The organism is Microcoleus sp. BM001215392, from assembly GCF_036700185.1.
In the GTDB taxonomy this organism is placed as follows: domain Bacteria; phylum Cyanobacteriota; class Cyanobacteriia; order Cyanobacteriales; family Microcoleaceae; genus Microcoleus.
The window spans coordinates 1-10901 of sequence record NZ_JAUBOJ010000253.1 but is presented as its reverse complement, the minus strand read 5'-3'; the positions used below and the strand labels follow the sequence as shown (position 1 = coordinate 10901).

The following is a 10901-nucleotide window of genomic DNA, read 5'->3' as shown; positions in this document are numbered from 1 at the left end:
GATAAACGCAGATAATTTCAGGGTGTTTTCCGATTTTTGCAATTCAAGTCTATTTATATCATATCTGATATACTTACAACAATTGCAGGTACGCGCGACCGAAGCTATCCCGAACGCGCGTGCCTTCGGTGAAGGGCAGGGAATCGACTTCTCCCCTGACTAATGCTAATGACTGATGACTACTGACTAATAACTGCTTTCGGAGTCAACTGACAACTGTCCACTGTCAACTATCCACCGACTTTCATTCATGCCGCCTACCATCAGGCATCACCGCACCTTTTAAATTCGCCCCGGTCAAATTGGTCTCCAACAGCAAAGCATTCCTCAAATTAGCACCCTTCAAATTAGCACCTTCCAGATTCGCCATCCACAGATTAGCTCCCTCCAAATTCGCCTCTTCTAAGTCAGCATTAACCAGAAAAATACCTTTCATAAAAGCACCTGTTAAGTTAGCTTTTCTCAAGTTACTCCCTCCCAAATAAGCATCCTCTAAAAACGAATTTTCTAAATTGCTTTTATCCAAATTTGCCCCTACCAAGTTGCTGCTTATCAGGTAAACACCCGTCAAATTTGCCTGTTTCAAGTTAGCATTTACCAAATGGGCACTCCACAAATTGGCATCTTTGAGGTTGGCTTTTTCTAAATTCACGCCTTCCAGAAAAACTGCACTCAAATTAGCCCCGGAAAGATTGCACCCCCGGCATTCTCTCGCTACAAGCAATTGTCGGACTTGATGCTTGACTGAGGAACCGTTGGCTGCGAAAATTATTAAACTTGTAGTTGCTAAGCCGATCGCCCAAACAGTCGCCATCCCGATCGCACTTACAATTTTTCTTTGTGTCATGCCTCGAAAATCCGGTTTTAGTATAAAAATATACCTATAAATTCTAGTGTTGGCGATGGCGTTCCGCCCCGCAAGCTACGAGTTTTTTGCTGCTCTTCCCTTCCCTTATGAAAAAACAGTTAAAACTTCAATTGCTGGCGATCGCCCTGATTGCCAGCTTAGCAATCATCGGTGTCGGGTGCGATCGCACTTTCCAAAAACCCTTTCAACTCCCCCCATCAGCAAAACAACAACCCTGGCCAGTACAAACAGGCCTGCGAGTCGGCCTGATCCGCGAGAACATCCCAACAGTCAACCGCATTGTTTTAGTCCCCGACGAAGCCACATTCTTAGCCGCAATCCAAAAGTGGAATCTCAAAGGACACTGGCCGATTCTGATCGAAGATCAAAAATATGCGCCCATGTTTTTGCAGCGCTTCCAACCCGAAGAAATCGTCCGTTTACCCAGCATCAAACAGGAACTCCCAAAAAATCAAAAACTCCAACAATTAATGCTGAAGGCCGCAGCAGCAGGCTGGAATGCCACGGATGCTCAAACCTTAAAAGCAAAATGGAGGGAACTCGGCTGGGAACCTCCCGGAGTAGTCATCACATCTGAAAATGACCCCGCACGTTTAGCAGCAGTGGCCTTAGCAGCGGCTCGCGGGGAACCTTTAGTATTTGTCCAAGGCAACTTCGGAAAACCCAACAATAACCTTAATACCCCACAGTGGAAAAATCTGCAAACAGCAGTTACCAAAGCTGTTGAATCCACCGGATATTTTTACTCGCAACTCGGAGACGCGATCGACACAATCACCATTGTACGCCAACTCGCAGTAAAATATCAATCCCCTCAAAACAAAGACGAACAACTAGCTGTTACCGACGGTTTGGGACGGCACCCCAATGGCGAACGCTGGGCCGCCGTCGGCTGGATTTACGGTTCTCAAGTGCGATCGATCTACCAAGCCATGTGCGCTATATTTCTCGACAGCGAAACAGCCATGCTTTATGACAGTTACCCAAAAGAAGGAAATTGGGAAAAATATGAAATGGAGTCAGCAGCTACCGGACTAAAAACCATAGGCTTGAATGTCGAATTAGTCCAGCAACCAGAATCAAGCCTCCAAATGTGGCGGAATTTAACATCGAAACCGTGGACGTTTGACTTAATATTAATGAATTCTAAAGGCTATCCAAAATCCTTTCAAGTCGGCGACGGTGACGCCTCAGTTGACGATATACCAAAACTGCAATTTCCCGCAGCAATTCACATGATCCACAGTTGGTCAGCATCAGATCCAGATGATGCAACTACCGTTGCCGGTCGATGGCTAGAAAATGGTGCTTATGCCTATGTGGGAAGTGTCAACGAACCTTTGTTATCTGCATTTCTTCCACCTAAAATCATGGTCGATCGCCTCAAGCGAGGTGCACCCTTTTTAATCGCAGCCCGCCAGCTAGAATCGCCTCCGTGGAAAGTCGCCACCATCGGCGATCCCCTAATGTCGATCGCCAAACCCAGACCCAGAATCCCGGCAGCCCAACAACCGATATGATATAGCAGCGGACAGTTGACAGTTGCACAGTACGGGAATCAAATTATTTATGCTTGACGGGTTTGATCGTTCGGACTTTAGTCCTCAGGGGAGAGGACTGAAGTCCGAACGATCAAACTTGCGATTTGAGATTTTTTGTCTCATCTAATAGCTCAAATCGGAGTGTTTAGTTTTAGTGATTTTTACCATACTGCTAGATCGCAGATCCAATTGTGCGATCGCCAGAAACTCTAAGACTGTAGATATAGTTAATTACGATTATCGCTCAGTTTATTGGAGTTTCAATGTCACTGAGCATACAATTATCAGCTAAAATTCACTCACCTTCAGAAGCGGTCATTCCATCCCAGCAGCCAGCCCCAAAAATCCGCCATAAATTACGCCTTAATTAACTTGTCAATTCCCCTGAAATCACTCAAAATGAAAATAAGAAATAAAATGTAATATTTATCTAACTTCTCACAGAAGAATGAACCGCTAAATGAAAGCCACCCATCCTGTGGAGCTGCTGCCGCCCGGCCCAACCGCAGAAACTCCGCATTCCTCCCGCCTCAGCCCGCTGTTCAACCGCCTGCATCCGAGCCCAGAAACCCTCCTGCTGATCCTCTCCCTAGTCATCGGGGGAGTTACAGGCGCAGGCGTCGTCACCTTTCACTACCTGATTCACTTGATCCACAGCCTGATGCTGGAAGATTTCATGGGGGCGATCGCCTCGAAAGGCTCTTGGACGCTAGCCTGCATTCCCACCCTCGGCGGAGTCATCATCGGGCTGATGCGATGGCGGTTTCGGGACTTTGGCCCGAATATGTCATCCTTAATTGCCGCGACGCGGGGGCTGCAAGAACTCTCCCCCCTCAAACCCATCACCAAAATGGTGGCAGCCTCAGTATCCCTCGGCACCGGTGCTTCCCTCGGCCCGGAAGCCCCCAGCGTCGAAATCGGCGCCAACTTCGGAATGTTGCTAGCTCAAATCTTGCAGCTATCCCCAGAACGGCAGCGCTTGCTCCTCGGCGCCGGAGCAGCAGCAGGTTTATCCGCCGGGTTTAACTCTCCCATCGCCGGAGTCTTTTTTGCCTTAGAAGTCGTGCTCGGCAGCACCTTTGCCACTTCGTCAGTCAGCGTTGTCTTGCTCTCCGCCGTAGTTTCGGCGCTGATCGCTCAAATTTGTTTGGGAGCTCAGCCTGCCTTTGCTTTGCCAGTCTACGATGTCCGCAGCCCGCTAGAACTGCCGCTGTACATGGGATTGGGACTTTTGGCGAGCGGAGTTTCCCTAGCTTATACAGAAGCAATTCAATTAGCCGACCGCTGTTTTCAAGGAAAAGTCCGAGGATTTACTTGGCTCGGACGACTGCCCCGACCGCTTCATCCCGTCATCGGCGGCGCGATCGTCGGTTTAGTCGCCCTGCAATTACCTCAAGTTTTGGGTGTGGGCTACGAAACAGTCCAAGCCATGCTCCAAGATGTGAAATTTTCCTTGTCTTTGCTGTTGGTGCTGCTGTTTGTCAAACTGGCGGTAACAGCAATCAGCCTCGGCAGCGGTTTAGTAGGCGGTATCTTCGCTCCGGCCATGTTTTTGGGAGCTTCGTTGGGTTCGGCTTACGGCATCTTTTTGGAAATGCTGCCGGCAATGAGCCATCGAGTCGCAGGCCCTCCCGCCTACGCCATGGTGGGCATGGCCGCCGTCCTCGCAGGTAGCGCCCGAGCACCGCTGACAGCCATTCTATTGATGTTTGAGTTAACCCGCGATTACCGGATTGTGTTGCCTTTGATGGCCGCAGTCGGATTGAGCGTTTGGCTGGTGGAGTTTGTCAACCGTCGATCGACAGCCCACAGCCTCAACCTCCAGCAAATGGGCGTAGACGTAGCTGTCAACGAGCCGATCAAAGCCCGAGAACAGTTGCAGGATTGGGAAGATGTTTTGGGCGATCGGATTGTCACAGAGTTGATTTCTTGCCAACTGCCGATCGATGACGAACGCAGGGACGATGAGCCCGTGCTGGCGATCGGCAACTCACATTTGCCGGAAAATGTCAAGCCATTACCTGAAACAAAATCAGCCGTTTGACGGATCTCAAATCCCGTTGTTGCGCCACCAAACCGATAACCTTAAAGCTAAATCTGACAACTATGATATTTATCAACCCAAAAACAGATTACGCGTTCAAAAAAATTTTCGGTTCCTCAGAAAGCAAAGAGATTCTAATCAGCTTTCTCAACGCCTTAATTTATGAAGGAAATCCCACAATTGCCGACTTAGAAATCATCAACCCGAACCTGCCGCTTAAACTAGAAGGCTTAAAAGATACTTATCTGGATGTGAAAGCCAAACTGATCGATGGCACTTTAGTAATTATTGAAATGCAAGTGCTCAACGTCCAGTCTTTTGGAAAGCGAGTTTTGTACAATGCGGCTAAAACCTATGCTTTTCAATTGGAAGCAGCCCAAGGATATCGACTGTTGAAACCAGTGATTGCTCTGACAATTACAGATTTTGAGATGTTTGCTAACAGCCAAGAATTCATTTCGCGATTTGTGTTCAAAGAAGTCAAGAGCAACTATACTTATCCCGAAAATGACTTGGATTTAGTGTTTGTAGAGTTGCCGAAGTTTACCAAAGAACAAGAGCAACTTGAAACTTTAGCAGATAAGTGGATTTATTTCATGAAAAATGCCAGAAGTCTGACATCGGTTCCAGAAACAATGGATAGCATACCAGAAATACATGAAGCTTTTAATATTGCGAATCAAGCCAGCTTGAGCCGAGAGGAAGTGGAAGATTTGGACAGAAGAGAACAGTTTATTTACGACCAACAGGGAGCGATTCTGAAAGCTTCTCTGGAAGGACGAGAAGAGGGACGAGAAGAAGGACGAGAAGAAGGGCGAGAAGAAGGCATTGAACAAGGAAAGCGAGAAGAAAAGCTGGCGATCGCCCGACAATTACTCTCACAGCTAGATAATGCCACGATTGCCCAAGTTACCGGGCTTAGCATTGAGGATGTAGGGAATTTGCGAGCAAGCGATTCCTAGTTTTAAAGTAATGGGGTAGGAAAAATCGATTTTTTATGTCACTGGACTATCCTGAATATGAAGAACTTCGGAAGCAAAGTTGGTTCTTGGGATTACTTTGGCGTATAGGTGACTATGGATACTATCTTGGGCTATTTGGCGCCGTAGGCTCGCCATTAGTCCTGATTTACAACCAACTCACAAGTCAAAAATATCATTTGCACCCTAAAGCAGCTTTATTGCTTGGGTTTGTGTTAGTAGCATTCTTCGCCTGTATCTTTTGGCTCTCGGGGCTACTTAAATATTTTGCATTGAAAAGAGGAGAGGCTTTAAACAATAAACGGTTAAAGCAACCTATCGATAGGACGTAGAGCCGATCGCCCGCACTCAACCCCTCGATCTGGCAGACAGTAGCGCTACACTCAACTCTGGGCTAAAATAATCAAATATTATCAACAATCGGCAGAGAGGGGCTTCGGTGGCAGGAAACGAGGCAACTGCGAAAAACAAAAGTCAGAAAACACCAGGAAAAACCCCCTTGGGTTCCAGTCATTACGGCTTATTAGGGCTGCATCCTTCAGCCTCCGCGATCGAAATTCGGCGATCGTACCGGGAACTGAGCAAACTCTACCATCCCGATACCACTAAGCTGTCGCCCGCACTCGCCACAGCCAAATTTCAGGAGCTAAACAACGCCTACGCCACCCTCAGCAACCCAGAACGCCGTCTCGCCTACGACCTCAAAATAGGTTATTCTCGCCTGAACGTGATTCAGTCGCCCCCCGGCTTCAACACTCCGGTTTCGGGTTCCGGCGAAAAAAAATCTAACTCGGCTTATCTAGACCCCACGGATCGCCCTCTTTCCCCAGGAGAAATATTTGCCCTGTTTATCATGGCAGGTACTTTAATCGGATGTTTGGTACTGGCGATCGCGATCGGCTTAATTCGTGGCAATTAAACCGTCAAATCCCAAATCCCAAATCTAAAATCCCCCAAACAAAAATCAAAAATCAAAAATCAAAAATCAAATGACTCTTCCTTCCGCTGACACTCCTTTATACAGCCATCCACTCCCAGAAATCGAGCAGTGGCTAAGGGGCCGCGGCTGCCAGCAAGACCGCCGAGAACTCCACTGCTGGCAGATCGATCGACCTACCTGGAAAGCAGAACTCTCCCTCGATATCGACCAACTCACCGTCCGCTACATTGACGCCGGAGCCGACGGCCAAGACATTCAGCGAGCCTTCAAATACTCTCTCTCGCGTCACGACATTGAAGATGCCGTTTTCTCAGGCCCCTAATTTGATTTTAGATTGGGGATTTTAGATTTTAGATTGAGGAATACACTTCAGAATCAATACCTAATTGGAAACTGAAAAATTAATCTAAAATCTAAAATCCAAAATCCAAAATCTAAAATCGTTATACTTTGCCAAATCGGCGATTGCGCTGCTGATAAGTAGACAAAGCGCGGTGAAACTCCGATCGATCGAAATCAGGCCACAGGGTCTCAGTAATGTAAATTTCCGAATAAGCCATTTGCCATAGCAGAAAATTGCTCAACCGCATCTCCCCGCTCGTGCGAATCAGCAAATCGGGATCGCAAACATCAGCAGTATACAAATAGCGTTTAAATAAAACCTCATCAATCTCCTCGGGCTGCAACTTGCCCTCTTGTACTTGAGTGGCGATCGCCCGACAAGCCTGTACAATCTCCTGGCGGCCGCCGTAATTCGTCGCCACCCGAAACAAAATCCCCCGATTGTGCTGAGTAGCCGTCACAGAGCGCTCGATTTCCGCCTGCAAAGACTTCGGCAAAGCCTGCAAATTCCCCATAAATTGAATTTGCACGTCCTCGTCCACCATCTCGCGCAATTCTTGCCGCAGCTTGCCCTCAAACAAACTCATCAAAAAATCCACCTCCCCGGCCGGCCGGCCCCAATTCTCCGTCGAAAAAGCATAGGCTGTTAAAGCTGGAATTCCCCAATCTTTGCAGCAGCGCAGCAGTTCCTTGAGAGCGCTAGCCCCCCGGCGGTGTCCCGCAATCCGCGGCAACCCCTGATTCTTAGCCCAGCGCCCGTTTCCGTCCATAATCACTGCTATGTGCTTAGGCAGTAGTTCTAGTTTTAGATCCGCAGGCAACTTTTCCAAGCAAATTCCTTGACTCATGGTTTCTCCCGATTACCCGACTAACGGCGCAGTATCCGTTTTAACAGTGTCACTCCCTTCAATCCTATCTGCCGTCCGAGATTGCCGATCGGAATTGGAGTCACAACTCTTTCTCCTTCCGACGGAAACAGCTTTGCTTCTAGCAATTCCTTAAGTTTGCTGCTAGTCAAAGGTCGATTTAAAGTTCCCATCTGCGCCAGAGAAATCGAACCCGTTTCCTCCGACACCACGACGCACACGCAAGCTTGCACCCGTTCCGTAATCCCCATCGCCGCCCGGTGGCGGGTTCCCAACTGCCGCGAGGCGCTGCGATCGGACAAAGGCAAAATCACCCCGGCCGACACGATCCGCGAAGCTCTAATCAAAACAGCCCCATCGTGCAGCAAAGTTTGCGGCTGAAAGATAGTTTGCAACAATTCCTTAGAGACTTCCGCATTTAGCTTCACTCCCGGTACTGAAAAATCCCGATCGTCGATCGGAGAATCTGTTTCTACAATTAATAAAGCGCCCGTGCGGTTTTGCGAAAGTTCTTTTACTGCGTCCACAATTTCATCTATTACGCTGTCGGGTTCCGGAGTTGGCCGGCGATCGCGTCCAAACAGTTGTATAATTTCCCCCCGACCCAATTGTTCCAGAAATCGGCGAAACTCCGACTGCAATATTACCGCCATTGCTACAGCAGAACCAGTCACCAAACTGTTGAGCGCCACGTGCAACAGCCTCAATCCAGCCCAGTTGCTCACCGCCGCCGCCAGCATCAAAAGGATAAATCCCCGTACCATCCACAGCGTCCGGCGCTCCCCCACAATGACGAGCACCAAATACGCAAGCGCAAATACCAGTCCAATATCGATCGCCTGAATCAATAAGGACTGGATGAGGCCAAAGTCATAACCAGATTGTTGATTGTTCATGGTTCATCGAACCCTACCGCCTGTGAACCGCGAACCGTGATGCACTCGAACCCATGAACCATGAACAGTTATTATTCCAATCGCGTCACTGAACAAGCCAAAAGTAAAAAGTTCAAAAACAATCATCAAGAAATCCCAATGAATCATCTTACTTTTTACTTTTTATCTTTTACTTCTTACTTTTGAGTTCGGAGTCTTTCAGGAAGGCGGTCAAACCTCAGCAAATCCTCGTCAGTTTCCCGCTCTAAAATCGTGTGAGCTTCCCCTTTTCTCACTAAAACCGCTGCCGGTCGGGGCACTCGGTTGTAGTTAGAAGACATACTGTAATTGTATGCCCCAGTCGCCGTAACGACTAAGATATCTCCTGCCTGACACTCCGGCAACTTAGCATCTTTAATCAGAATATCGCCTGATTCGCAGTGTTTCCCTGCAATTGTCACTGTTTCCGTTAAAGGAGCAGACATTTTTTCGGCTGCGAGGACTTGATAAACTGATTGATAGGTTATGGGACGCGGATTGTCCGACATCCCGCCATCTACAGATAAATACGTCCTAACTCCCGGAATGACTTTTTTAGAGCCAACCGTATAAGCTGTGACGCAGGCTGTACCGACGAGCGATCGACCCGGTTCGCACAGCAATTTAGGCAATGGCAATTTATGCCGATCGCAAGCTGCTACCACTGCGGTGCAAACTGTCCGAGCCCAATCTTCAATGCTAGGAGGATCGTCCGTTTTAGTATAGCGAATGCCCAACCCACCGCCAATATTAATTTCTGTCGCAGACAAACCATAACTTTGTGCTTTTGTCAAGGCCCCAATTATGACGAATGCTAAATCGTCGTGGGGTTGGAGTTCAAAAATCTGAGAGCCGATGTGAGCGTGGACTCCCACACAATATAAGGAGGGCTGTTCGCTGATGAACTGAAATACTCGATCGAGCGAATTGGGATCGAAGCCAAATTTACTATCTATTTGACCTGTCTTAATGTAATCGTGGGTGTGACACTCAATTCCCGGAGTAAACCGTACCATCACTCGTATCGGCCCGCCAGTTTTGCTGCTGACACCCAATTTTCCAAAATCTGCGAGAGTCTCTAGATCGTGCCAGTTATCGGCTACGATCGTGCAGCCACTTTCGACAGATAACTTGAGTTCCTCGCGGGATTTGTTATTCCCGTGGAAGTAGATTTTATCAAAGCTAACGCCAGCTTGCAGTGCTGTGCGGATTTCGCCAGCGGATACGACATCGATGCCTAAACCTTCCGAAGCAGCGATCGCGCAAACCGCCAAACAACTCCAAGCTTTAGAAGCATAGAGCACTTGAGATTCCCCCGGATAGTACCGTTCAAAAGCATCTCGGTACTGGCTGCTGGTCGCCCGCAGCGTTTCTTCATCTAAGATGTACAGTGGCGAGCCAAATTTCTCCACCAAAGCTGTCACCTCGCAGCCTCCTATTTCCAACCGATCGCTACTGTTAACGCTGGCTGTCAGCGGTAAAAGCTCTTGATTGGGCGATCGACTTTGCGGAGCTTCTTTCGACTCAGACAGATACTGAAGTCCAGATTCCCCTCTAGATTGAGTTAATACCATCGTGCAATAACTATCCTTACTGTGTTCTCCAGTGTACAATTGACCGCAAGCAATTGGGTCATCAGCACGCAGATTGACACTTTTGAGTAATTCTACAATCTAAAATCCCCTGTGCGTTTTCTAGAAATCAAACATCTCGCCCCAGAACACCTGCCTGACGCCGTAGAGCTCGATCGACTTTGTTTTGGGGGAATTTGGGCGATCGAAGGCTACAGGCGCGAGTTAGACAGTCCTAACAGCGATTTATTAGGTTTGTGGACATGGGAAACTGAGGACTGTGAATTAGGTCAAAACTGGGCGGGCACGGGGGCACCGCCCCTACAAGTTCCCTCAATGCTGATCGGTGTTGGTTGTTTGTGGGCAATTTTAGAAGAAGCTCACATTACCATGCTGGCAATTCATCCTCAGTTTCAACGTCAGGGTTTGGGACAAGCTCTGCTTTGGGCTTTGCTAAAATCGGCTTGTGACAGACAACTAGAGCGATCGACTTTGGAAGTGCGCGACTCAAATTTAGTCGCAGTTTCCCTGTACAAAAAATTTGGTTTTAAAGAAGCTGGACGGCGCAAACGATATTACGAAGACACCGGAGAAGATGCTCTGGTGATGTGGCGCAGCGGCCTGGAAAAACCGGAATTTCAGCAATATTTAGCGGCCCTGAAAGTGCAGGTGTGCGATCGGCTGCATCAGAAAAAATGGCATTGGGCGATCGATACATTGGAGTTTTGAGCAGCCTACTTTAGCGATTCCAGTTATCCTAAAAATTCAATTCACTGACACTATATCTCTTGCAAAAGTCGAAATGTATATGTAGGGGCGTAGCATTTGGGCGAAA

Annotated in this window: 11 protein-coding genes; 7 read left to right on the top strand and 4 right to left on the bottom strand. The window is 48.1% G+C overall.

The genetic code is table 11. From position 1 onward, the window contains the following. Nucleotides 1–244: 244 nt before the first annotated feature. Nucleotides 245–847 carry a pentapeptide repeat-containing protein gene (locus tag QT974_RS22945; RefSeq protein WP_333470730.1) on the bottom strand — a complete coding sequence of 201 codons (603 nt, stop codon included), beginning with the start codon at nucleotides 845–847 and terminating at the stop codon, nucleotides 245–247. A 107-nt stretch (nucleotides 848–954) separates the two neighbouring features. Between QT974_RS22945 and QT974_RS22940 the strand changes: the two genes are divergently transcribed. The 6 genes from QT974_RS22940 to QT974_RS22915 all read left to right on the top strand — a co-directional run bounded on the left by QT974_RS22940 (nucleotide 955) and on the right by QT974_RS22915 (nucleotide 6695). Continuing rightward, nucleotides 955–2388 (top strand): hypothetical protein, encoded by a 1434-nt coding sequence (locus QT974_RS22940; protein WP_333470729.1) that lies wholly within the window; start codon nucleotides 955–957, stop codon nucleotides 2386–2388. Nucleotides 2389–2869: 481 nt separating this feature from the next. Beyond that, nucleotides 2870–4453 carry a chloride channel protein gene (locus tag QT974_RS22935; protein WP_333470728.1) on the top strand — a complete coding sequence of 528 codons (1584 nt, stop codon included), beginning with the start codon at nucleotides 2870–2872 and terminating at the stop codon, nucleotides 4451–4453. 62 nt (nucleotides 4454–4515) lie between these two features. Beyond that, a complete protein-coding gene (locus tag QT974_RS22930) occupies nucleotides 4516–5415 on the top strand; it encodes an Rpn family recombination-promoting nuclease/putative transposase (protein WP_333470727.1) in 900 nt (299 codons plus the stop codon). 35 nt (nucleotides 5416–5450) lie between these two features. Then, the gene (locus QT974_RS22925) at nucleotides 5451–5765 is read left to right on the top strand and encodes a hypothetical protein (protein ID WP_333470726.1); all 315 of its coding nucleotides are present in this window, start codon (nucleotides 5451–5453) and stop codon (nucleotides 5763–5765) included. Between the two features lie 107 nt (nucleotides 5766–5872). Beyond that, the gene (locus QT974_RS22920; protein ID WP_333470725.1) at nucleotides 5873–6352 is read left to right on the top strand and encodes a J domain-containing protein; all 480 of its coding nucleotides are present in this window, start codon (nucleotides 5873–5875) and stop codon (nucleotides 6350–6352) included. Nucleotides 6353–6422: 70 nt separating this feature from the next. Beyond that, on the top strand, nucleotides 6423–6695 hold the full coding sequence (locus QT974_RS22915) for a DUF3143 domain-containing protein (protein WP_333271825.1): 273 nt from the start codon (nucleotides 6423–6425) through the stop codon (nucleotides 6693–6695). A gap of 121 nt (nucleotides 6696–6816) precedes the next feature. On the opposite strand, the gene QT974_RS22910 is transcribed toward QT974_RS22915, so the two are convergent. The 3 genes from QT974_RS22910 to lysA form a co-directional block, all read right to left on the bottom strand. Next, nucleotides 6817–7563, bottom strand: coding sequence for an isoprenyl transferase (locus QT974_RS22910; protein WP_333470724.1), 747 nt, complete (start codon nucleotides 7561–7563; stop codon nucleotides 6817–6819). Nucleotides 7564–7583: 20 nt separating this feature from the next. Further along, the gene (gene cdaA / locus QT974_RS22905; RefSeq protein WP_333470723.1) at nucleotides 7584–8477 is read right to left on the bottom strand and encodes a diadenylate cyclase CdaA; all 894 of its coding nucleotides are present in this window, start codon (nucleotides 8475–8477) and stop codon (nucleotides 7584–7586) included. 176 nt (nucleotides 8478–8653) lie between these two features. After that, nucleotides 8654–10069: a diaminopimelate decarboxylase gene (lysA, locus tag QT974_RS22900; RefSeq protein ID WP_333470722.1), complete on the bottom strand. Its 1416-nt coding sequence runs from the start codon at nucleotides 10067–10069 to the stop codon at nucleotides 8654–8656. 111 nt (nucleotides 10070–10180) lie between these two features. Between lysA and rimI the strand changes: the two genes are divergently transcribed. Next, nucleotides 10181–10795 carry a ribosomal protein S18-alanine N-acetyltransferase gene (rimI, locus tag QT974_RS22895; RefSeq protein ID WP_333470721.1) on the top strand — a complete coding sequence of 205 codons (615 nt, stop codon included), beginning with the start codon at nucleotides 10181–10183 and terminating at the stop codon, nucleotides 10793–10795. The last annotated feature ends 106 nt before the right edge of the window (nucleotides 10796–10901 follow it).

Excerpts from the sequence above, each read along its gene's own strand:
- QT974_RS22945 (WP_333470730.1), bottom strand. The coding sequence starts at position 847 with ATGACACAAAGAAAAATTGTAAGTGCGATCGGGATGGCGACTGTTTGG.
- QT974_RS22940 (WP_333470729.1), top strand. The coding sequence starts at position 955 with ATGAAAAAACAGTTAAAACTTCAATTGCTGGCGATCGCCCTGATTGCC.
- QT974_RS22935 (WP_333470728.1), top strand. The coding sequence starts at position 2,870 with ATGAAAGCCACCCATCCTGTGGAGCTGCTGCCGCCCGGCCCAACCGCA.
- QT974_RS22930 (WP_333470727.1), top strand. The coding sequence starts at position 4,516 with ATGATATTTATCAACCCAAAAACAGATTACGCGTTCAAAAAAATTTTC.
- QT974_RS22925 (WP_333470726.1), top strand. The coding sequence starts at position 5,451 with ATGTCACTGGACTATCCTGAATATGAAGAACTTCGGAAGCAAAGTTGG.
- QT974_RS22915 (WP_333271825.1), top strand. The coding sequence starts at position 6,423 with ATGACTCTTCCTTCCGCTGACACTCCTTTATACAGCCATCCACTCCCA.
- QT974_RS22910 (WP_333470724.1), bottom strand. The coding sequence starts at position 7,563 with ATGAGTCAAGGAATTTGCTTGGAAAAGTTGCCTGCGGATCTAAAACTA.
- cdaA (WP_333470723.1), bottom strand. The coding sequence starts at position 8,477 with ATGAACAATCAACAATCTGGTTATGACTTTGGCCTCATCCAGTCCTTA.
- lysA (WP_333470722.1), bottom strand. The coding sequence starts at position 10,069 with ATGGTATTAACTCAATCTAGAGGGGAATCTGGACTTCAGTATCTGTCT.